This is a genomic window from Microbacterium zouquanmingi (assembly GCF_052266695.1).
Classification (GTDB): domain Bacteria; phylum Actinomycetota; class Actinomycetes; order Actinomycetales; family Microbacteriaceae; genus Microbacterium.
Map to the genome: position 1 here is coordinate 72,921 of NZ_JBQPQZ010000003.1, position 20,090 is coordinate 93,010.

The window sequence follows — 20,090 nt, forward strand, 5'->3', positions numbered from 1 at the left end:
CGGCTCAGCCCCAGTGGCCCGGCGCGGTCAGGTTCGACTCGTCGATCGTGACGCCGTGGTGGCCGACATCGGCCACGCAGTAGAGCAGAGACTGCGTCGGATACCCGTGCGGACGGTTGTCGCGGATGATCGCGGCGTCATCGGTCGGGTCGAGTTCTGCGGATGCTGCAAGCAGATCCACCCACGACTGCTCCCAGTGCTCGGTTCGAGCAGGACGGGCCTGGAACTCCGGCAGCCAGCGTGCGATGCGTGCAGTGGCGGGGTCGTCCAGGCCGTCGTGCGCGATCATGTGCACGCCGTGCGGCACGGGGGTCTCCGTGAGGGTTTCGCCGTCCCAGGACAGTACGCGCGCAGCATCTGGCGTGACCTCGAGGAGGTTGAAGCCGTGCATGGCGAGCGGCGCTTCGGGTGAGCGTCCCGCCACGGACTCGAGCGCGAGCGTTCCGCGAGTGCGCACCTGATCTTCGGGAAGGTCGAGAACGTCAGCGCGGTTGAGCAGCACCGCGAGTCGGTGGGCCTCGGTGTCGACAGCGAGCCAGGCGCCGCCCGCGCGGCGATCACGGATGCCGGACACTGCGGGGTACTGCTGCGGCCACCACGGACCCAGCGAGTCCCACGCGCGCTCTGGGTCCTCATCTCGGACAGCGAGGAGTCTCGAACCACCAGGTTCTGCGACATCGATGACGACGGTGCACACGCGGCCAGCTTAGCTGCCGGACGCTGAGGCAGAATCAAGGCATGAACATCGTTGTGGGAGTCACGGGCGGCATCGCCGCGTACAAGACGGTGCAGCTCGTGCGGCTGCTCATCAAGGGCGGGCACGACGTCACGGTCATCCCCACCGCAGACGCGTTGCGGTTCGTCGGCACTCCGACCTGGGAGGCGGTCAGCCGCAATACGGTCACCACCAGCGTGCACGACGATGTCGCCCGTGTGCGTCACGTCGCGCTCGGCCAAGCCGCCGATCTCGTGGTCATCGCCCCGGCCACGGCGAACACCATCGCGAAGATGACCGCGGGCCTTGCCGATGACCTGCTCGGAACCACCCTTCTGGCCACCATGGCTCCGGTCGCGATCGCGCCGGCGATGCACACCGAGATGTGGCGGCATCCGGCCACGCAAGCCAACATCGCGACCCTCCGTGCGCGCGGCGTGCACATCCTCGGACCCGCAGAAGGCGAACTCACCGGAGGGGACTCAGGGCCGGGTCGCATGCAGGAACCCGAAGAGATTCACGCCGCCGCCCTCGGGCTGCTCGCCCCGCAGGATCTCGTCGGCCGCACGGTCGTGATCTCCGCCGGCGGCACCCGTGAACCGATCGACCCGGTGCGCTTCCTCGGCAATCGCTCCAGCGGTCGGCAGGGCGCAGCGCTCGCCGCGGAAGCAGCCGCTCGCGGTGCACAGGTGATGCTTGTCGCCGCGAACGTCGCGGCCGACGTGCTGGCCGCGGCGAAGCATCCGCTCGTCGACATTCGCGCGGTGGGAACTGCCGCGGAGCTGGGCGAGGCGATGCGGGATGCCGCGGCATTAGCCGACATCATCGTGATGGCGGCTGCGGTCGCCGACTACCGGCCGGCTGCCTCGGTGGATCAGAAGCTCACCAAGGAGGACGGCGTCCTCGACCGGATCGACCTGGTCCTGAACGAGGACATCATCGCGGGGCTTGCGACCTCTCGCCGGGAGGGCCAGAAGATCGTCGCCTTCGCCGCCGAGACGTTGACGGATGCTGACGAGCGCCGCGCGCGTGCCGTGCGCAAGCGCGAACGCAAGGGCGTCGACCTGCTCGTCGTCAACCTCGCTGACGCAGAGCACGGATTCGAGAAGTCCGACAATGCGGTCGAGGTTCTCGGAGCAGGCGGGGCGGTGGTGGCATCCGTGGAGGGTTCGAAGCGCGAGGTCGCCGGTGCGATCTGGGATGCCGTGGTCGCCGATCAGGGCTGAAGAGCGGCCGCGCGTTGTGCGGTGAACGCGCCGAGCGTCGCCTGGATCGAATCCACCGCGGCCTGGATCGACGCATCCGCGGACGCGATCGCGGCGCGCATCGCGTCTTGAGCGGGGGCGCTGGTCGGGGCGCTCTCGGCGTCGAGCACGGCATCTCGCGCCTCGTCGAGCAGAAGGGCGAGTTCGGCGATGTGGTCCATGAGCTCCTGCACGTCGGCGCTGGCGGCGAGAAAGCCCGCCCAGCGGGCAAGGGCGTGAGTGATGGCGCGGCGCTCGTGGTGGATCGCGACGAGCGCGGAGTCGTGATCTCCGGCGTTCTTGATGGACCGAGCCGCGATCTGCCCGCGGCTGAACTCGCTGCGCTCCTCGTCGCTGAGTGCATGCAGCAGATCAGTGAGGGCGAGGTGTGTGACGGGGAACCAGCGCTTGTGCGCGGAGCGCGCCATCCACTGCTCGAAGAACAGGGCGGTGAGCAGGAAGGTGAGAAGCCCCGCCGCGATGCCGGCGAGGATGACCGCCTGCTGCCACACCTGCGTGGTCAGGTCGATCCACAGGGCGACGACGAACAGCAGCGCGATCGCGACCAGGCCGAGGATCTGCAGAGCTTTGCGTCGCCTCCGCGACTGTTGAATCGACACGATGCCCCTTCTCTCTTGGCCACACCATCTCTCTTGGCCACACCATAGCCAAGATTCGGATACGCGGCCTCTTGCTCCCAGGCAGTGGCTTTGCTAAAGTTGAGTCAAGAACACTCAACTTTGCGAGGAGTCCTCCAGGAGGAAACAGATGACCACGCCCGCCCAAGATGAACAGCAGTCCGCACTCGAGCAGTTCGGCATCAACCTGACTGACCGCGCCCGCCAGGGCAAGCTCGATCCCGTGATCGGTCGCGACAGCGAAATCCGTCGCGTGAGCCAGGTGCTCACCCGCCGCACGAAGAACAACCCCGTGCTCATCGGTGAACCGGGTGTCGGCAAGACCGCTGTCGTCGAAGGGCTGGCGCAGCGCATCGTCGCGGGGGATGTCGCCGAATCCCTCAAGGGCAAAGACCTCATCACTCTCGACATCTCTGCTCTGGTCGCCGGCGCCATGTACCGCGGCCAGTTCGAAGAGCGCCTGAAGCAGGTCCTCAAAGAGATCACCGAGTCCGACGGGCAGATCATCACGTTCATCGACGAGCTGCACACGCTCATGGGGGCGGGCGGTGGCGAGGGATCTGTTGCGGCATCCAACATGCTCAAGCCCATGCTCGCCCGCGGTGAGCTGCGGCTGATCGGCGCGACCACGCTGAACGAGTATCGCGAGTTCATCGAGAAGGATGCAGCTCTCGAGCGCCGCTTCCAGCAGGTGTACGTCGGCGAGCCCACTGTCGAAGACAGCATCGCGATCCTGCGTGGCCTCAAGGGTCGTTATGAGGCACACCACGGAGTGACGATCGCCGACAGCGCGCTCGTCGCCGCGGCCGCTCTGTCGAATCGGTATCTGCCGAGCCGCCAGCTGCCCGACAAGGCGATCGACCTTATGGACGAAGCCATGTCGCGGCTGAAGATGGAGATCGACTCGTCTCCGGTCGAGATCGATCAGCTGAAGCGCCAGGTCGACCGGATGAAGCTCGAAGAGCTCGCGCTCAAGCGCGAGAAGGATGCCGCCTCGAAGGAACGCCTGGCCGCACTGCGCGAGCAGCTGGTCGAGCTGGAGCGCGAACTCGCGGGGCTCGAAGAGCGCTGGGATCGTGAGCGCCAGGAACTGAATCGCGTTGGCGAGCTCAAGAAGCAGCTCGATGACGCGATCACGCAGCGTGACCTCGCGATGCGCAACGCCGACTACACGAAGGCGTCCAAGCTCGAGTACGAGACGATCAAGCGCCTGGAGCGCGAGATCGCCGAGGCTGAGCAGGCCGAGGCCGCGTCAGCGGGCGAGGATCGGATGGTCAATGAGCAGGTCACCGATGAAGACATCGCCGCGGTCATCGCCGCGTGGACCGGCATCCCCGTCGGCCGGCTGCTGCAGGGTGAGAGCGAGAAGCTGCTGCACCTCGAGAGCGAGCTCGGCAAGCGTCTGATCGGGCAGAAAGAGGCCGTCGCTGCCGTGTCCGACGCCGTCCGGCGCTCGCGCGCGGGCATCAGCGACCCCGGTCGCCCGACCGGATCGTTCCTGTTCCTCGGCCCCACGGGTGTCGGAAAGACCGAGCTGGCGAAGGCTCTCGCAGAGTTCCTCTTCGATGACGAGCACGCCATGGTGCGCATCGACATGTCGGAGTACGGCGAGAAGCACTCTGTGTCGCGGCTCGTCGGTGCCCCTCCGGGGTACATCGGCTACGAGCAGGGGGGTCAGCTGACCGAGGCCGTGCGGCGTCGCCCGTACAGCGTCGTGCTGCTCGATGAGGTCGAGAAGGCGCACCCCGAGGTCTTCGATGTGCTGCTGCAGGTGCTCGACGACGGACGGCTCACCGACGGGCAGGGTCGCACTGTCGACTTCTCCAACGTCATCCTCATCCTCACCTCGAACATCGGCTCGCCGATCCTGATCGATCCGGTGATGTCGATGGCAGACAAGCGGGACGCCGTGATGGCGCTGGTGCGCCAGTCGTTCCGGCCCGAGTTTCTGAACCGTCTGGATGACATCGTGATGTTCCAGGCTCTGAGCGAAGACGACCTCGCACAGATCGTCGAGCTCACCGTCGACCAGCTGCAGCGGCGGCTGCGGGACCGCCGGCTCACGCTCGCGGTCACGCCCGACGCCAGGTCGTGGCTGGCCGAGCGCGGATACGACCCCGTGTACGGTGCGCGTCCGCTGCGCAGGCTCATCACCACCGAGGTGCAGAACAAGCTCGCCACCGCGCTGCTCTCGGGCGGCGTGCGCGACGGAGACACCGTCAGGGTGGATGTTGCGGCCGACGGGTCAGGGCTGGTGCTGACCGCTTCCTGATCCCCGCGCTCGAACGCTGCGAGGCAACTTCACTCAAGGGTAAGAAGCTCATTTCTTTCGGGGGGATTTGGCGAAACATCTCCTTTGCTTTGAATCGCCGTCGATAGAGTCTCGTCTTATGTGTGTCGTGCGGGGCCATCGGGTCCATGCTGACGGAGACAGGAGCGGTGAATGATGCGAATCGGCATCGTGCGAGAACAGGTCGGTGAGACGCGGGTCGCCGCGACGCCCCAGACGGTCGGCGCTCTGCGCAAGATCGGCTACGACGTCGTGGTCGAGGCGGGTGCTGGCGCAGCATCCGCTTATCCCGACGCCGCGTACGCGGCATCCGGCGCCGAGATCGTCAGCGCCGATGAGGCGTGGACGTCGCCGATCCTGCTGAAGGTGAACGCACCGACGGATGCGGAGATCGCTCGCATCGCGGATGGTGCGACGCTGATCGCGCAGCTCAGCCCGAATCTGCGTCCCGAGCTGCGACAGGCGCTCGCCACGCGCGGCATCACGGCGCTCGCGCTCGATGCCGTGCCGCGCATCTCGCGTGCGCAGTCGATGGACGTGCTCAGCTCCATGTCGAACATCTCCGGTTACCGCGCGGTCGTCGAAGCAGCCAACGAGTTCGGGCGCTTCTTCACCGGTCAGGTCACCGCCGCCGGAAAGGTGCCGCCTGCGAAGGTGCTCGTCGCCGGTGCCGGTGTCGCGGGCCTCGCGGCCATCGGCGCAGCATCCAGCCTCGGCGCCATCGTGCGCGCGACCGACCCTCGCCCTGAGGTCGCCGACCAGGTGAAGTCAATCGGCGGCACCTATCTCGAGGTGATCGTGCCCGAGGAGCAGAAGGAGGTCTCGTCCGACGGCTATGCCAAGGCGACGAGCGAGGCCTACAACAGGCGGGCCGCCGAGCTCTACTCTGAGCAGGCAGCCGACGTCGACATCATCATCACCACCGCGCTCATCCCCGGCCGCGCAGCTCCGATTCTGATCACCGCGGCAGATGTGGCGAGCATGAAGCCGGGCAGCGTGATCGTCGATATGGCAGCGGCTCTCGGCGGCAACGTCGAAGGATCGGTCGCCGGCGAGCGAGTCGTGACTGAGAATGGCGTGATCATTCTCGGATACACCGACCTCGCAGGGCGCCTGCCCACCCAGGCATCGCAGCTTTACGGCACGAACCTCGTGAATCTGCTGAAGCTGCTGACCCCTGGTAAGGACGGCCAGCTCGTCATTGACTTCGACGACGTCGTGCAGCGGGCGGTGACGGTCGTGCGCGACGGCGAAGAGACCTGGCCGCCGCCTCCGGTGCAGGTATCGGCGGCGCCGGTCGCGAAAGCACCGGATGCCGCACCCGCAGCCCCCGAGAAGAAGAAGGGCCTCTCGGCTGGCGCGAAGGCCGGGCTGATCGCCGTCGGCATCGCTGTGCTCTTCCTCGTCAATGCTGTCGCCCCCGCGCCGCTGCCACAGCACTTCACCGTGCTGATGCTCTCGGTCGTGATCGGCTTCTACGTCATCGGCAAGGTGTCGCACGCGCTGCACACCCCGCTCATGAGCGTCACCAACGCGATCTCGGGCATCATCATCGTCGGCGCGATCGTGCAGATCGCGACCCCGAACATCGTGGTGCAGATCCTGTCTGCGATCGCTGTGCTCGTCGCATCCATCAACATCTTCGGAGGGTTCGCGGTCACGAGGCGAATGCTGAAGATGTTCTCGAAGGGAGCCGGCAAGTGAGCGCGCTCGAAATTGCCGCATCCGTCGCGGGCGCCGCGTACATCGTCGCCGCCCTGCTGTTCATCATGAGCCTCGCCGGCCTCAGCCGGCACGAGTCCTCGCGCTCTGGCGTCGCGTACGGCATGGTCGGCATGGCCATCGCTCTGGTCGCCACGATCTGGGTCACGTTCCAGGGCGCCTGGGGCGAGCCGCAGGCCATCATCGGTCTCGTGATGCTGCTGGTCGCGATGCTCGTCGGTGCCGTCATCGGACTCTGGCGCGCTCGCAGCGTCGAGATGACGGGGATGCCCGAACTCATCGCGCTGCTGCACAGCTTCGTCGGCCTTGCCGCCGTTCTCGTCGGCTGGAACGGACACCTGCACAGCCCGGGGCTCACGGGTGCGCTCGCCGACATCCACCATGCTGAGGTATTCATCGGCATCTTCATCGGAGGCGTGACTTTCACCGGGTCCATCGTCGCGTTCCTCAAGCTGTCGGGACGCATCTCGTCGAAGCCGCTCATACTGCCCGGCAAGAACGTGCTGAACCTCGGTGCGCTCGTCGTGTTCATCGGGCTGACGGTCTGGTACGTCATCACCCCGTCGCTCGTGCTGCTGATCGTGGTGACCGTGCTGGCGCTCGCGCTCGGCTGGCACCTGGTCGCCTCGATCGGCGGCGGCGACATGCCCGTTGTCGTCTCGATGCTCAACAGCTACTCGGGATGGGCCGCGGCCGCGGCCGGCTTCCTGCTCAACAACGACCTGCTGATCGTGACCGGTGCGCTGGTCGGATCCTCCGGTGCGTACCTGTCGTACATCATGTGCAAGGCGATGAACCGGTCGTTCATCTCGGTGATCGCCGGTGGTTTCGGCATCGCCGCGCCCGCATCGGAAGATGTCGATCATGGCGAGCACCGAGAGATCGACGCCGAGACCGTCGCCGATATGCTGACGAACGCCTCGAGCGTCGTGATCACGCCGGGCTATGGCATGGCTGTCGCGCAGGCACAGTACCCGGTCGCCGAGCTCACGCAGAAGCTGCGCGATCGCGGAGTGGATGTGCGCTTCGGCATCCACCCGGTGGCAGGTCGCCTCCCCGGTCACATGAACGTGCTGCTGGCCGAGGCGAAGGTCCCATATGACATCGTGCTCGAGATGGATGAGGTCAACGACGATCTGGCATCGACGTCCGTCGTGCTCGTGATCGGCGCGAACGACACCGTGAACCCGGCAGCTGCCGAGGATCCGTCGAGCCCGATCGCCGGGATGCCGGTACTGCGAGTGTGGGAAGCGGAGAACGTCATCGTGTTCAAGCGCTCCATGGCAGCGGGCTACGCGGGCGTGCAGAATCCGCTGTTCTTCCGTGAGAACGCGCAGATGCTGTTCGGCGACGCCAAGGAGCGCGTCGACGACATCCTGCGAGCGCTGTAGCCCCCCCGATCCAGGTCGCACTTTCTGCCGTTATGACCCCCTCAAACCGGCAGAAAGTGCGACCTGAAGTTAGTCTCGGAACCATGAGAATCTCTGGCGGCCGGTTCGTGCGCATCTTCCAGTGGATCGCTCCGGTGCTGCTGGTCTTGTTGATCGTCTTCGGTCGCGGGCTCTTCGGCGCACCGTTGGGGTGGATGGCCGCGATCGGCCTGTTCGTCGGGCCGCTGGTGACCATCGCGATGTACATCGCACCGATCATCGTGATCTTCGACCGCGACGGGAAGGCGACGCGCAGCACACGAGTGCTCTACGACGTCGCCAGCTGGGTGACGTGGGCAGCGATGCTGCTGATGATGTTCACTCTGGAAGACGGTGGTGACTCCGGGCCGGTCGGCTCGGTCGTCTCGACCTGGGGATGGATGAGCTCTGATGCCGCATCGACCATCTTCGGCATCGCGATGATCGTCGCGATCCTCGGCTGGCTCGCAGCGATCGCCACGGCGATCGCCGGCGTGGTCTCTTCGCGCCGCGCCTGACTCACTGCCCCGTGAAATCGGGCTTCCGCTTCGCCTGGAACGCCGCGAATCCCTCGCGGTAATCGGCGGTGTCGCGCAGGCTCTCCTGGTTGAGGTTCTCGGCGGCCACGGCATCCCATAGCGCGAGGCGCTCGTCGCGCAACCGGGCGACGAGGTGCTTGCTCGTGAGGAACGACCGCGTTGCACCCGTCGCGGCGCGGGATGCTGCGCTCTCCGTCGCCTGCCGTACTTCGTCTGCCGCGAACACCTGCGAGAACAGCCCGGACTGCACGGCTTCGGCGCCGGTCATGAGCCGGCCCGTGTAGATGAGGTCGAGAGTCTTATGGGCGCCGAGGCGTTCGTAGAACAGCGCGTGCCCACCGGAGTCGAGCGTCGCACCGAGCGCGGCGAACGGCGAGCCGATCTTGGCGCTGTCGGCGACGTAGACGACGTCGGTGGCGATCAGCAGCCCGAGACCGACGCCGAGGCAGGCGCCGTGAGCGGCGGCGAAAGTCGGTGCGGGGAACGCCGACATCTTCTTCAGAAGCGGGGTGACGAGGCCGTCGAGGTATCCGGAGACGTCGTCGGTCGCAGGGTCGACTCCGGCGATATCGCGGCCGGCGCAGAAGCCCGGGCCTTCGCCGCGCAGTACGAGGGCGCGGACGCCTGCGGCTTCGGCATCGTCGTACGCCGTACCGAGCTCGTGCAGCGCAGACGGATCGAGCGCGTTGCGCTTCTCTGGCGCGTTCAGCACGATGTGGGCGACGTCATCGGTGATGGTCAGGTCGATCATGATCGCTCCGTTCAATGGGCGAGGTTCAGCAGGTGAGGTCAGGAGTCGTAGTCGACGACGACCTTCGCGGTGGTCGGGTGGGACTGGCAGGTCAGCACGTAGCCGCGCGCGAGCTCTTCGGGCTCCAAGGCGTAGTTCTCCGTCATCCGCACCTCGCCCGAAGTGAGGCGGGCGCGGCACGTGCCGCACACTCCTCCCGCGCATGCGAACGGTACGTCGCCGCGCACCCTCAGTGCAGCATCCAGAATCGCCTCATTAGCAGCGACCGGAGACTCGACCATCGACGACAGCCCATCGAGCGTGAACTCGATCGTGCGAACCTCGGCGCCCCTGTCGATGACGATGGGGCGTCCGCGGTCGACGCGGGGGCCGTCGGCATCGCTCGTGAAGAGCTCGAAACGGATGCTGCTCGCAGGCACTCCCCGCCGCTCGAGGGTCTCGCGGCAGAGGGCGACGAGGTCGAAGGGTCCGCAGAGGAACCACTCGGTGACGGTCGCCGGCGGCAGCAGCCCGTCGAAGATGGCATCGAGTTTCTCGGCATCGATGCGTCCGGAGAGCAGAGGAGCGGTGCGCTGTTCGCGGGAGAGCACGTGGTGCAGCGCGAGGCGCGAGGGGTAGCGGTCTTTGAGGTCGGCGAGGTCGTCGAGGAACATGACGTCCTGGGTGGAGCGGTTCGTGTAGACGAGGCTGAACTGCGCTGTCGGCGATGATGCCAGCACGTGCGCGGCCAGCGCCATCATCGGGGTCACCCCCGACCCGGCTGCGATGCCGGCGATGTGCGCGTGGTCGAGGTCGGGCAGGCGGGTGGTGAATGTGCCCTCCGGGCTCATGACTTCGATGCGGTCGCCGGGTTTCAGGTTCTCGTGGGCCCAGACCGAGAATTGTCCACCCAGATCGCGCTTGATGCCGACGCTGATGCGCTCCGGGATCGGCGCCCGGCAGATCGAATAGCTGCGTCTGATCTCGCGACCGTCGACGTGCGCGCGCAGTGCGACGTACTGTCCTGGCAGGTACTGGTAGTCATCGCGCAGCTCGGGCGGGACGGCGAACGTCACCTCGATGCTCTCGGAGGTCAGCGGACGGACCTCGCTGATCTCGAGTTCATGAAAACGGCCGCGCCGACGCGTTGGGGTGGTCATATGGCTTTGAAGTGGTCGAAGGGTTCGAGACAGGCGCGGCACTCGTACAGCGCCTTGCAGGCGGTCGAGCCGAAGCGGGTGACTTCGCGGGTGTCGATCGATCCACAGCGCGGGCACTTCACCGCGAGGCGGAGTTTCACCGGACCCTGCGCCTGTCGAACCGGGCCCTGTCCGAGCGCGGCACGTCCGGTCGGGGGAGCGATGCCGAAGTCGCGGAGCTTCTGCTTTCCGGCATCCGACATCCAGTCCGTCGTCCAGGCGGGCGAGAGCGTCGTGCGCACGTCGACATCGGCGAAGCCGGCGGCCGTGAGCGCGAGGATCACGTCGTCGCGCATGGCGTCGATGGCGGGACATCCGCTGTAGGTCGGGGTGAGCGTGACCCTCACGCGATCACCATCTCGTTCTTCGGTGACCGCGACGTCGCGCAGGACGCCGAGGTCCTCGATCGTGAGGACGGGAATCTCAGGGTCCGTGACGGATGCCGCGACTCGCCATGCCTCTTGCTCGCGGGTGCGTGACTGAGTCTGCGCGCGGGTCACCATGTCGCCCCCGGATGCTGGCGCGCCAGCACCTGCATCTCAGCGAGGATGTGCCCGAGGGCGGAGAAATGGATGCCGCGACGGCCACCGCCCGCGGACGCTTTCACCTGTGGGAGTTCGAGCTCGGCTTCGGCGAACACCGCCTCGATCACCGCGTCGAACCCTGCGCGGAGTGCCGAGGGTCGCACCGCGATGCTCTTCAGCTCGTCGATCAGCGGCTCATCGCGGAACAGCTCTTCGACGTACGGCCAGATATCGGTCACCGCGCGGATCATCCGGCGACGGGATTCATCTGTGCCGCCAGCCAGGCGAAGCGTCCACTGCGCGGCGTGGTCGAGGTGATAGTCGACCTCCTTCACCGATTTCGCGGCGATCGCGGCGAGGGTCGGATCTTTCGAGGCTCGCAGCGCGGAATGCAGCTCGAAAAGATACGCGGATGCCACGAGCTGACGCACGATCGTCTGCGCGAAGTCGCCGTTCGGCTGCTCGAAGAGCCAGGCACTGCGGAACTCCGGCTCATCGCGGAAGTACGCCAGGTCGTCTTCGCTGCGCCCATCGGCGGTGCCCGCGTAGCGCAGCAGCGAGCGGGCATGGCCGAGCAGATCAAGGGCGATGTTCGCGAGCGCCACGTCCTCTTCGAGTTCGGGGGCGTGGGCGATCCAGGCGCCGAGCTGCTGCGACAGGATCAGCGCGTCGTCGCCGAGCCAGAGAGCATATTCAGCGACCGCTGCGCTCGCCGTGGCATCCGCTTCGCCGGTGAGCTCTGCGGCGAGGTCGAGCTCGTCGACCGTCACGTGCGGGTTCTGCCTCACAGGTGCGGCACCCCCTCGGACGCGGTGTAGTACACCGCATGACGGTAGTTCTTGCCGGCGGGGCTCTCGAAGAAGGAGCCCTTGGCGTCGGGATCGCTCGCGGCGATGGCATCCGATGGCACGACCCAGATCGAGGTGCCCTCGCCTCGTCGCGTATAGAGGTCGCGGGCGTTGCGGACGGCGAGCTCAGCATCCGGAGCATGCAGCGATCCCGCGTGCACGTGACTCATCCCGCGGTTCGCGCGGACGAACACCTCCCACAGGGGCCAGGTTTCGCTCATGCCGCCGCTCCATCGATCGGTCCCTGAGCCTGTCGAAGGGCTGTCTTGCGCGCGTACTCCGCCGCGGCTTCGCGCACCCACGCGCCGTCCTCGTGCGCCTCGCGCCTGGCGCGCACGCGTTCGGCGTTCATCGGTCCGTTGCCGCCCAGCACCTCGAAGAACTCCGTCCAGTCGATCTCGCCGCCGAGGTGGTGTTGGGTCTCTTCGTCGAAGTGCAGCTCGGCATCCGGCAGTGTGACGCCGAGGATCTCGGCCTGCGGCACGAGCATGTCGATGAAGCGCTGACGCAGCTCGTCGTTGGTGAAGCGCTTGATGTTCCACGCCATCGACTGCGCGGAGTTCGGGGAATCGCCATCGGGCGGCCCGAACATCATGAGCGACGGCCAGTACCAGCGGTTCACCGCATCCTGTGCCATCTCGCGCTGCGCGGGCATGCCCCGCATGAGCGTCAGGAGGATCTCGAAACCCTGCCGCTGGTGGAACGATTCCTCTTTGCAGACGCGGATCATCGCGCGGCCGTACGGGCCATACGATGCGCGGCACAGCGGCACCTGGTTGACGATCGCGGCGCCGTCGACGAGCCATCCGATCGCGCCCATGTCGGCCCAGGTCGGGGTGGGGTAGTTGAAGATCGACGAATACTTGGCCCTGCCGGTGATGAGCTGGTCGGTCATCTCGTCGCGGGTGATGCCGAGGGTCTGCGCTGCGGAGTAGAGGTAGAGGCCGTGACCGGCTTCGTCCTGCACCTTCGCCATCAGGATCGCCTTGCGCTTCAGGCTCGGAGCGCGGGTGATCCAGTTGCCCTCCGGCTGCATGCCGATGATCTCGGAGTGCGCGTGCTGCGAGATCTGTCTGATGAGGGTGCGGCGATAGTCGTCGGGCATCCAGTCGCGCGGCTCGATGCGTGAGTCGGCGGCGATGAGGTCATCGAAGCGCTGCTGTTCGGCGGTGATGTCGGTCATCCTGACTCCTTCGTCTTTACTGACCGTGCGTTCAGTAATTCTTTCATATCGGATGCCGCAACACCACCCGCCCAGGCGTGTCAGCGGTCTGAGGCAGAGTGGGGGTATGACACTCGACGCCAACGCCACCCATGAGGCGGCACTCGCCGCGCTGCGCGAGCTCGTCGGGCGGGACGACGCCTCCTTCCACGACGGGCAGTACGAGGCGATCGAGGCGCTCGTCAGAGGGCGACGACGTGCGTTGGTCGTGCAGCGCACCGGGTGGGGAAAATCTGCCGTCTATTTCGTCGCGACCCTGCTGCTGCGCCGGCAGGGAGCGGGGCCGACGGTGCTGGTCTCGCCGCTGCTGGCGCTGATGCGCGACCAGATCGTGGCGGCCGAGCGGGCGGGCGTGCGTGCGGTCGCGATCAACTCGACGAACGCGCACGAGTGGGATGACGTGCTTGCGCAGCTCGACCGCGATGAGGTCGACGTGCTGCTCGTATCGCCGGAGCGGCTGAACAATCCCGCGTTCAGGGAGCAGCGGCTTCCGACGCTGGTGGAGCGCATCGGGATGCTCGTGGTCGATGAGGCGCACTGCATCAGTGACTGGGGTCATGACTTCCGCCCCGACTACCGGCGCCTGCGCGACCTGATCGCCCAGATGCCGGCCGAGGTGCCGGTGCTCGCGACGACGGCGACGGCGAACAGCCGGGTCGTGGCAGATGTCGAGGAGCAGTTGGGGGCGACCGGCGACGAGGGGGTTCCGGTGCTCACGATCCGCGGTCCGCTTGCGCGGACATCGCTGCGGCTCGGAGTGCTGCGACTGCCGGATGCTGCTCGCCGACTCGCCTGGCTGCTCAGCCATATCGACGAGCTGCCGGGGTCGGGAATCATCTATACGCTCACGGTCGCCGCGGCGATCGATACTGCTCGGCTGCTGCGCGAGCGCGGGCATGAGGTGCGGGCGTACACGGGGCAGACCGATCCTGATGAGCGGGCAGAGTCCGAGGGGATGCTCAAACGCAACGAGGTCAAAGCGCTCGTCGCGACGAGTGCGCTGGGGATGGGGTTCGACAAGCCCGATCTCGGGTTCGTGCTGCACCTGGGTGCACCGTCGTCGCCGGTTGCGTACTACCAGCAGGTCGGTCGTGCGGGGCGCGCGAGCGACAGTGCGGATGTGCTGCTGCTGCCGGGGCCGGAAGACCGCGACATCTGGCACTATTTCGCCACGGCATCCATGCCCGATCAGGGGCGCGCCGAACGGGTGATCGCGGCCCTCGGCGATTCCGCGATCTCGACTCCTGCGCTGGAGGCGATGGTCGATATCCGCCGCACACCGCTCGAACTGCTACTGAAGGTGCTGGACGTCGATGGTGCGGTGCGCCGGGTGCAGGGCGGGTGGGTCGCCACCGGTCAGCCGTGGACGTATGACCGTGAGCGTTACGAGCGCATCGCGGCCGAGCGCCTCGCCGAGCAGCAGAGCATGATCGAGTACGAGCAGACCGGGGCATGCCGCATGGAGTTCCTGCAGCGCTCGCTGGATGATGCCACGGCTGCCCCGTGCGGACGGTGCGATAGCTGCGCGGGGGCGTGGTTCCCGACAGAGATCGGGGCGTCGGCGAGTGCCGCGGCATCCGAATCGCTCGATCGCGTGGGTGTCGCGATCGAACCGCGACGCCAGTGGCCCACCGGGGCTGACCGACTCGGCGTTGCGGTGAAGGGGCGCATTCCTGCGGGCGAGCAGGCGAGTGAGGGGCGGGCGCTCGCCCGCCTAACGGATCTCGGCTGGGGCGGCACGCTGCGAACGCTGTTTGCGGCCGGGGCGCCGGATGCTCCGGCGTCGGCGCAGGTGCTGGCGGCGTGCGTGCGAGTGCTCGCGGACTGGGGCTGGAGCGAGCGGCCGGTCGCGGTGGTGGCGATGTCGTCGCGTTCGCACCCGCAGCTCGTCGATTCGCTGGCGCGGGGGATTGCCGAGATCGGCAAGCTTCCCTACATCGGCGCGCTCGCGATGGTGGATGGTGGGCCGACGGGGCAGCCGGGCGGGAACAGCGCCTTTCGCCTCGCAGGGGTGTGGGATCGATTCAGCGCGGAAGGGATTGAGGTGCCAGCAGGACCGGTGCTGCTCGTCGATGACCAGGCTGACAGCAGATGGACGCTCACTGTTGCCGCGCGGGCACTGCGGCAGGCCGGCGCCGCCGAGGTGCTGCCGTTCGTGCTCGCGCTGCGGGGTTAGTCCGCATCAGCCCGCGCGTTGTCGGTGTCGGTCGCGGGGCCGCGGCGTGCCGGTGGGATGCCAGCGCCTTGTGCGGTCCCACCAGAGTGGCCCACGGATCTCGGGGACTCCGTCGTTCATGCGGATCCGCCATTCCGACAGATGCAGGTTGCGATGGTGCCACCAGCAGAGCAGCACGCCGTTGTCGGTGTGGGTGGGGCCGCCGTCGGCATGTTCTCGAACGTGGTGAATCTCGCACCAGCTTGCGGGAGTGGTGCAGCCCGGGATGATGCATCCGCCGTCGCGGAGCGTGATCGCGCGACGCTGCAGTGCGTTGAAGATGCGAGCGGAGGTTCCGAGCGACGCGATCCGGCCGTTGTCATCGAACAGAACGCGTTGGATGCCGCCCGCGCACCCGGTCTGCTCGGCAACCCGTGAGGGAATGAGGTCTCCGGTGTTCACGATGGTTGCCCATCCGGAGCCGGTGGCGTAGTCGTCGGCCCTGACGCTCACTACGAGAGTGGGAGCTGCGCCGCCGATCTGTGGGAAGCCTCCCTCACGAGCAGCGGTGGTGATGATCATCGCGAAAGCGTCGTGCACCTTCTGGGCTCGGGTGCGCTGATCGATGAACATCGATTCGCTGTGCGGTGTTCCGTTCGGGGTGACACCGCCATCGTTGACGGATCCGCGTGTGCTGCTGTCTTCTGTGTCGACATCTGCGCTGTCGACGAAACGGACGCCGCCGGTGGGGTCGTCGGGAGCGTCCACCCGCGGGTTGAGCAGGCTGTCGAGGAGCAGTCTCAGCTGGCCGGCGACCTCGGGCAGCAGATTGCCGCGCACGGGAACTGCTCCGTCGCGTTCGCGGCCGATGATGAAGCCGCGGGTGCGTGCGCCGATCTCGTCGGAGGGCTCCGCGCCGTCGGGGTCGAGATACGCGACGAGGACTTTCGACAGGATTCGCAGATCCTCCGGCACGGGGAGCGGGTTGGGGGAGTTCGGTTCTGCAGCATCAGCATCGGCATCGCGATCGTCGTTGATGCCGCAGGCGAGCATCGCGAGCTGCCGATCGGCTTCGATCCGTGCGTCGTCGAGGATGCGCGCGCGGGACTGCTCAAGCGGCTCCATCGCCGCGAGCAGCCCCGCGACTCCGATCGCTCCGTCGACCATCGCCGATCGCAGTTCGGGGTAGCGGGCGGGCAGGAATTCTCCACTCGACATGCCGCGGGTGCGCGACAGCAGTCGGGCGGTCTTGACGACGCGGTTCGCGTCTCGCGTTTCGGTTCGGGTCAGCACTCGAATCAGATCGACGGGACGCGCCCAGCCGTACTTCTCGGTGATCTTGTCGTCGCGCATCGGAGTCGAGCGCTCGAGAACCTGAATGGATGCCTCGACCTGAAGGGCTTCGATCCTCTTCTGGATGCGCCCTGTCGTCTCGAGCAGTGCGGCGATCTCAGCATCCGACAGGTCGGGGATCACCTCGTTCTCGAATGCCTCACCGCTCGCCTCAGCGAGAGACCGTTCCAGGTCTTCGAGGTGAGCGACGATGGTGTTCATACCCTCTATTCAACTGAGGGCCACCGACATTCAGGCCCAATATTCAGGCTGATCAGAAGACTTTTTCGAAGATTTTCGGTCGCGCTGCTGTTTCCCGCATCCGCTGCTGTTTCCGACATCCCCCGGCGGGAGCGCGCCCCTCCCGACACTGGTGATGCGAGATGATTTCGGTCGATTCCCGACGCTCGCAACCGGCGAAATTCATCTGGCATGTGCTGGCCGCAGCAACTCGAGGAAAGCTGGGGCGCGCGATCACGGTACCGCGTGGCCCTGCTCAGCCGCGACGGAGCAGCTCGGCGACGCGATCGGTGAACCACACGGGGCGCTGGAGGGGGATGCCGTGCCCGCTGTCGTCGACGATCTCGAGCTCGCTGCCGGGCAGTGCACCGTGGATGGCGCGAGCCGAATCGCGCATCAATCGCCGCTCGCGTCGTCCGGCCAGGACGAGTGCGCGACCGGGGAAGGCGGGCCAGGTGCCGGGCAACGTGAATCGGAGATTCGCGCCCACGGCGGCGAGGAGCGTGGCCTTCGTGATGCCGGTGCTGGTGGTGATGTAGTCCTCCATCAAGTGCGGAGGGATGAAGAGTTGGCGAGCCTGCAACCTCGCGAACCATCGCTTGCGGGCGAGAGGCGCGCTGGCGCTCAGCATTGCGAGGGTGAGGCCAGTGAGCGGCAGAGGTTCAGCCTGTGCGCTGACGACGATGACCTGGGCGACGAAGTCGGGATGCTCGGATGCGAGCTGGATGGCGAGTTGCGCACCGAGAGAGAACCCGACGACGGTGGCGGGGCGACCGGGGGCGGCTTCGGCCAGCATTCGAGCGAGCTCGTCGACTGTGGCCGCGTGGGAGACATACGGTTCGTCGGCGGAGCGGCCGTGCCCGGGGAGGTCGGGGATGAGAACTGCGTAGTCCGTCCGCAGTCGCTCCTTCAAAGAATCCCACATCCACCCCGCAACACCGCCGCCATGCAGGAGGAGAACCGGGGGTGCATCGCGCGGTCCGTGAGAGGCGAGGAACATGGTCCTTCAATCCTGTCAGACCTGCCTGGAGCGCATTCAGTCCTGAACGGCGGCGACTGCTTCGATCTCGACGAGCTGGCCGTTGTAGCCGAGGACGGTGACGCCGAGGAGGGTGCTCGGCACATCGTGGCTGCCGAATGCGTCGCGCACGACGTTCCACGCGGTGACGAGGTCTGACTGGTGCGTTGAGGCGACGAGAACGCGGGTGCTGATGACGTCGTCGATGTCGGCGCCGGCCGCCGAGAGAGCGATTCTCATGTTCTCGATGCACTTGGCTGCTTGAGCGGCGAAATCACCGATGCCGGCCGTCGACCCGTCTTCGTTCAGTGGGCACGAGCCGGCGAGGAAGATCAGGCGTGCATCCGCTGGGGCAGTCGCGGCGTAGGCGTACTCAGCGGCGTCGGAGAGAGCGGACGAACGGATCAGGGTTACTGCTTGGGGCATGGAGTGCCTTCCGAGTGGAGGGTGGGCTGTCGGCGTTCGCAAATGATCGTCCCGACTGGGCGCTGTCCGCGCGTTTCGCGCAGGTGGGTTTCCCGGGTGGAGAAGCCGGCGGCTTCCAGCCGGTCGCTGAACTCTTGCACCGGCCAGCGGTACGCGCGCAAGACGGCGTGGTCGAACGGCTCGATTGCGTCCCCGCTGAAGAAGCCGAGCGCGAGTTGCGCGCCGGGGCGCAGCACGCGCGCGAACTCGGAGAACAGTGTGACGATCGCGTGCGGTTCGTGATGGATCGTCGAGAACCACGAAAGGATGCCGCCGAGTGAGCCGTCGACTGCATCGATGTGGTCGATGCTCCCCAGATCGAATCGGATGCCGGGATAGCTCGAGCGCGCATGCTCAAGGAAAGAAGGCACGAGGTCGATGCCGCGCGCATCGCAGCCGAGCTCGTTCAGGTGGTTCGTCCAGTGTCCTGGTCCGCAGCCCGCGTCGAGGATCTCTCCGTCGACCTGCGTCGCCCAAGTGCCGATGATCTGCCGGTCTGACGGGTGCACTGCCGACATCGAGCCGAGCAGCTCGACATACTCCGCGGCGCGCGCCGAGTAAGCGGTGGTTGTCGTCGTCACGTCACGAGGGTATCGGGGCGGTGGGAGGTGCGTCTCCTGGCAAGCTGAGGTGGTGACCGCGATTCTCTTCGACCTCGACTCCACTCTCATCGATCACGCGTCGGCTTCAGCGCCGGCCGTCCGAGAGTGGGGCGCCGAGCTGGGGTTGCCGATGGACGGCATCGCGGAGCAGTGGGAGACGCTCTCTTCGCGTCATTACGCCCGTTATCAAGCGCGGGAGATCTCGTTTCAGGGGCAGCGTCGCGAGCGTGTCCGTGATCTGCTCGGGCGTGAGCTCGATGACAGCGAGGCCGACGACCTCTTCGCCGGATATCTTCGGCGTTACGAAGCAGGATGGGCCATGTATGCCGACACCCTGCCGTGTCTAACTCGACTCCAGGACGCCGGAGTGACGCTCGGCATCCTCACCAACGGTGACCGCGCTCAGCAGCTGCAGAAGATCGATCGGTTTGGTATCTCGAGCTTCTTCGATGCAATTGTGTGCTCCTCAGACCTCCCGTACGGAAAGCCGCATCCCGGTGCATTCGCGGCTGCGGCGAAAGCCCTTGGTCGCCAGGGAGCCGATGTTCTCATGGTTGGTGACAGCATCGACAATGATGTGCGCGGCGCGCTCGACGCAGGTCTGCGAGCGATTCTTCTGGATCGAGACGGCCGGTACGTGGGGGATGACGTGGCCGTGATCGCGACGCTCAAAGAACTTGCGGGAACCTTCTCGTAGGGTCATTGCATGAAGCTCCGTCGCCCGCTCGCCCTTGCGCTCCTCGCTGCCGGAGGTGCTGTGTCCATCACGGGGTGTTCGAACGTCGATGCGCTGATCTGGGGAAACGACGGCGCCGAAGTCATCGCGACGACCGAGGAGCTCGTGGGAGATCTTTCTTCCGGCGGAGCATCCGATCTTCTTTGTGAAGATCTCGACGCAGACCTCGGTGCTGCCGCGGATTGGGCCGGTCGATCCGCGGGTGAACCGGAGCGGTTCTTCGCCGACTATTGGGAAGAGCAAGCGGCGCTTGATCCGCAGTGGAACATCAATGTGGAGGGGCGTCCCGAAGGGTCGGTCCCCGGCGACATGTTCCCCAGCGACATCTTCTATCGCGAGACGGACGATGGCCTGTGCGTGATCGATGTCGCCTGGTCGACACTCCTCGCTGTCGGCTGACGGATGCCGCCGTGAGCGGATGCCGCGCGGGATGGATTTCGCGCGCGAGAAGTGGCTGGGGGC

At 66.6% G+C, this 20,090-nt stretch carries 20 protein-coding genes; 8 read left to right on the forward strand and 12 right to left on the reverse strand.

Annotation, left to right across the window (positions count from 1 at the left end; translation table 11 throughout):
- Positions 1 to 4: 4 nt before the first annotated feature.
- The gene (locus tag ACTU6U_RS07315) at positions 5 to 697 is read right to left on the reverse strand and encodes an NRDE family protein (protein WP_443468467.1); all 693 of its coding nucleotides are present in this window, start codon (positions 695 to 697) and stop codon (positions 5 to 7) included.
- Positions 698 to 720: 23 nt separating this feature from the next.
- On the opposite strand from ACTU6U_RS07315, the gene coaBC reads away from it, so the two are divergent.
- Positions 721 to 1,941, forward strand: a complete 1,221-nt coding sequence (gene coaBC / locus ACTU6U_RS07320; protein WP_511261858.1) for a bifunctional phosphopantothenoylcysteine decarboxylase/phosphopantothenate--cysteine ligase CoaBC — start codon at positions 721 to 723, stop codon at positions 1,939 to 1,941.
- Here the strand turns inward: coaBC and ACTU6U_RS07325 are convergent.
- Positions 1,932 to 2,579, reverse strand: a complete 648-nt coding sequence (locus tag ACTU6U_RS07325) for a hypothetical protein (protein WP_443468469.1) — start codon at positions 2,577 to 2,579, stop codon at positions 1,932 to 1,934. The genes coaBC and ACTU6U_RS07325 overlap by 10 nt on opposite strands.
- A gap of 148 nt (positions 2,580 to 2,727) precedes the next feature.
- Between ACTU6U_RS07325 and ACTU6U_RS07330 the strand changes: the two genes are divergently transcribed.
- The 4 genes from ACTU6U_RS07330 (at position 2,728) to ACTU6U_RS07345 (ending at position 8,536) form a co-directional block, all read left to right on the forward strand.
- Entirely contained in the window at positions 2,728 to 4,869 is a 2,142-nt protein-coding gene (locus ACTU6U_RS07330; protein ID WP_443468470.1) for an ATP-dependent Clp protease ATP-binding subunit, read from the forward strand.
- Positions 4,870 to 5,040: 171 nt separating this feature from the next.
- Positions 5,041 to 6,591, forward strand: a complete 1,551-nt coding sequence (locus ACTU6U_RS07335; RefSeq protein ID WP_443468471.1) for a Re/Si-specific NAD(P)(+) transhydrogenase subunit alpha — start codon at positions 5,041 to 5,043, stop codon at positions 6,589 to 6,591.
- A gap of 65 nt (positions 6,592 to 6,656) precedes the next feature.
- Positions 6,657 to 8,000 (forward strand): Re/Si-specific NAD(P)(+) transhydrogenase subunit beta, encoded by a 1,344-nt coding sequence (pntB, locus tag ACTU6U_RS07340; RefSeq protein ID WP_443468851.1) that lies wholly within the window; start codon positions 6,657 to 6,659, stop codon positions 7,998 to 8,000.
- An 83-nt stretch (positions 8,001 to 8,083) separates the two neighbouring features.
- Positions 8,084 to 8,536 carry a hypothetical protein gene (locus ACTU6U_RS07345; RefSeq protein WP_443468472.1) on the forward strand — a complete coding sequence of 151 codons (453 nt, stop codon included), beginning with the start codon at positions 8,084 to 8,086 and terminating at the stop codon, positions 8,534 to 8,536.
- A gap of 1 nt (position 8,537) precedes the next feature.
- Here the strand turns inward: ACTU6U_RS07345 and ACTU6U_RS07350 are convergent, their stop codons facing one another.
- From ACTU6U_RS07350 to paaA, 6 genes are read right to left on the reverse strand one after another with little or no spacing between them, the layout of a single operon-like run.
- Positions 8,538 to 9,308 carry an enoyl-CoA hydratase/isomerase family protein gene (locus ACTU6U_RS07350; RefSeq protein WP_443468473.1) on the reverse strand — a complete coding sequence of 257 codons (771 nt, stop codon included), beginning with the start codon at positions 9,306 to 9,308 and terminating at the stop codon, positions 8,538 to 8,540.
- Positions 9,309 to 9,346: 38 nt separating this feature from the next.
- On the reverse strand, positions 9,347 to 10,447 hold the full coding sequence (paaE, locus tag ACTU6U_RS07355; protein ID WP_443468474.1) for a 1,2-phenylacetyl-CoA epoxidase subunit PaaE: 1,101 nt from the start codon (positions 10,445 to 10,447) through the stop codon (positions 9,347 to 9,349).
- Positions 10,444 to 10,989 (reverse strand): 1,2-phenylacetyl-CoA epoxidase subunit PaaD, encoded by a 546-nt coding sequence (gene paaD / locus ACTU6U_RS07360; protein WP_443468475.1) that lies wholly within the window; start codon positions 10,987 to 10,989, stop codon positions 10,444 to 10,446. The genes paaE and paaD overlap by 4 nt, the downstream gene beginning before the upstream one ends.
- On the reverse strand, positions 10,983 to 11,798 hold the full coding sequence (paaC, locus tag ACTU6U_RS07365) for a 1,2-phenylacetyl-CoA epoxidase subunit PaaC (protein WP_443468476.1): 816 nt from the start codon (positions 11,796 to 11,798) through the stop codon (positions 10,983 to 10,985). The genes paaD and paaC overlap by 7 nt, the downstream gene beginning before the upstream one ends.
- Positions 11,795 to 12,079: a 1,2-phenylacetyl-CoA epoxidase subunit PaaB gene (gene paaB, locus ACTU6U_RS07370; protein WP_443468477.1), complete on the reverse strand. Its 285-nt coding sequence runs from the start codon at positions 12,077 to 12,079 to the stop codon at positions 11,795 to 11,797. Before paaB ends, paaC begins: the two co-directional genes overlap by 4 nt.
- A complete protein-coding gene (gene paaA / locus ACTU6U_RS07375) occupies positions 12,076 to 13,041 on the reverse strand; it encodes a 1,2-phenylacetyl-CoA epoxidase subunit PaaA (RefSeq protein ID WP_443468478.1) in 966 nt (321 codons plus the stop codon). The genes paaB and paaA overlap by 4 nt, the downstream gene beginning before the upstream one ends.
- Before the next feature lie 106 nt (positions 13,042 to 13,147).
- Between paaA and ACTU6U_RS07380 the strand changes: the two genes are divergently transcribed.
- Positions 13,148 to 15,256, forward strand: coding sequence for a RecQ family ATP-dependent DNA helicase (locus tag ACTU6U_RS07380; RefSeq protein ID WP_443468479.1), 2,109 nt, complete (start codon positions 13,148 to 13,150; stop codon positions 15,254 to 15,256).
- A gap of 6 nt (positions 15,257 to 15,262) precedes the next feature.
- Here the strand turns inward: ACTU6U_RS07380 and ACTU6U_RS07385 are convergent, their stop codons facing one another.
- From ACTU6U_RS07385 to ACTU6U_RS07400, 4 genes are all read right to left on the reverse strand, one after another.
- A complete protein-coding gene (locus ACTU6U_RS07385) occupies positions 15,263 to 16,789 on the reverse strand; it encodes an HNH endonuclease signature motif containing protein (RefSeq protein WP_443468480.1) in 1,527 nt (508 codons plus the stop codon).
- A gap of 274 nt (positions 16,790 to 17,063) precedes the next feature.
- Entirely contained in the window at positions 17,064 to 17,807 is a 744-nt protein-coding gene (locus tag ACTU6U_RS07390; protein WP_443468481.1) for an alpha/beta fold hydrolase, read from the reverse strand.
- 36 nt (positions 17,808 to 17,843) lie between these two features.
- Positions 17,844 to 18,251 carry a RidA family protein gene (locus tag ACTU6U_RS07395; protein ID WP_443468482.1) on the reverse strand — a complete coding sequence of 136 codons (408 nt, stop codon included), beginning with the start codon at positions 18,249 to 18,251 and terminating at the stop codon, positions 17,844 to 17,846.
- Complete coding sequence (locus tag ACTU6U_RS07400) at positions 18,236 to 18,871, reverse strand: class I SAM-dependent methyltransferase (protein ID WP_443468483.1); 636 nt, start codon at positions 18,869 to 18,871, stop codon at positions 18,236 to 18,238. Before ACTU6U_RS07400 ends, ACTU6U_RS07395 begins: the two co-directional genes overlap by 16 nt.
- 52 nt (positions 18,872 to 18,923) lie before the next feature.
- Here ACTU6U_RS07400 and ACTU6U_RS07405 point away from each other — a divergent pair, with 52 nt between their 5' ends.
- Positions 18,924 to 19,589, forward strand: a complete 666-nt coding sequence (locus tag ACTU6U_RS07405) for an HAD family hydrolase (protein ID WP_443468484.1) — start codon at positions 18,924 to 18,926, stop codon at positions 19,587 to 19,589.
- A 9-nt stretch (positions 19,590 to 19,598) separates the two neighbouring features.
- Entirely contained in the window at positions 19,599 to 20,027 is a 429-nt protein-coding gene (locus ACTU6U_RS07410) for a hypothetical protein (RefSeq protein WP_443468485.1), read from the forward strand.
- Positions 20,028 to 20,090: the final 63 nt, after the last annotated feature.

Excerpts from the sequence above, each read along its gene's own strand:
- ACTU6U_RS07330 (WP_443468470.1), top strand. The coding sequence starts at position 2,728 with ATGACCACGCCCGCCCAAGATGAACAGCAGTCCGCACTCGAGCAGTTC.
- ACTU6U_RS07335 (WP_443468471.1), top strand. The coding sequence starts at position 5,041 with ATGATGCGAATCGGCATCGTGCGAGAACAGGTCGGTGAGACGCGGGTC.
- pntB (WP_443468851.1), top strand. The coding sequence starts at position 6,657 with ATGAGCCTCGCCGGCCTCAGCCGGCACGAGTCCTCGCGCTCTGGCGTC.
- ACTU6U_RS07345 (WP_443468472.1), top strand. The coding sequence starts at position 8,084 with ATGAGAATCTCTGGCGGCCGGTTCGTGCGCATCTTCCAGTGGATCGCT.
- ACTU6U_RS07350 (WP_443468473.1), bottom strand. The coding sequence starts at position 9,308 with ATGATCGACCTGACCATCACCGATGACGTCGCCCACATCGTGCTGAAC.
- paaE (WP_443468474.1), bottom strand. The coding sequence starts at position 10,447 with ATGACCACCCCAACGCGTCGGCGCGGCCGTTTTCATGAACTCGAGATC.
- paaD (WP_443468475.1), bottom strand. The coding sequence starts at position 10,989 with ATGGTGACCCGCGCGCAGACTCAGTCACGCACCCGCGAGCAAGAGGCA.
- paaB (WP_443468477.1), bottom strand. The coding sequence starts at position 12,079 with ATGAGCGAAACCTGGCCCCTGTGGGAGGTGTTCGTCCGCGCGAACCGC.
- paaA (WP_443468478.1), bottom strand. The coding sequence starts at position 13,041 with ATGACCGACATCACCGCCGAACAGCAGCGCTTCGATGACCTCATCGCC.
- ACTU6U_RS07380 (WP_443468479.1), top strand. The coding sequence starts at position 13,148 with ATGACACTCGACGCCAACGCCACCCATGAGGCGGCACTCGCCGCGCTG.
- ACTU6U_RS07385 (WP_443468480.1), bottom strand. The coding sequence starts at position 16,789 with ATGAACACCATCGTCGCTCACCTCGAAGACCTGGAACGGTCTCTCGCT.
- ACTU6U_RS07390 (WP_443468481.1), bottom strand. The coding sequence starts at position 17,807 with ATGTTCCTCGCCTCTCACGGACCGCGCGATGCACCCCCGGTTCTCCTC.
- ACTU6U_RS07395 (WP_443468482.1), bottom strand. The coding sequence starts at position 18,251 with ATGCCCCAAGCAGTAACCCTGATCCGTTCGTCCGCTCTCTCCGACGCC.
- ACTU6U_RS07410 (WP_443468485.1), top strand. The coding sequence starts at position 19,599 with ATGAAGCTCCGTCGCCCGCTCGCCCTTGCGCTCCTCGCTGCCGGAGGT.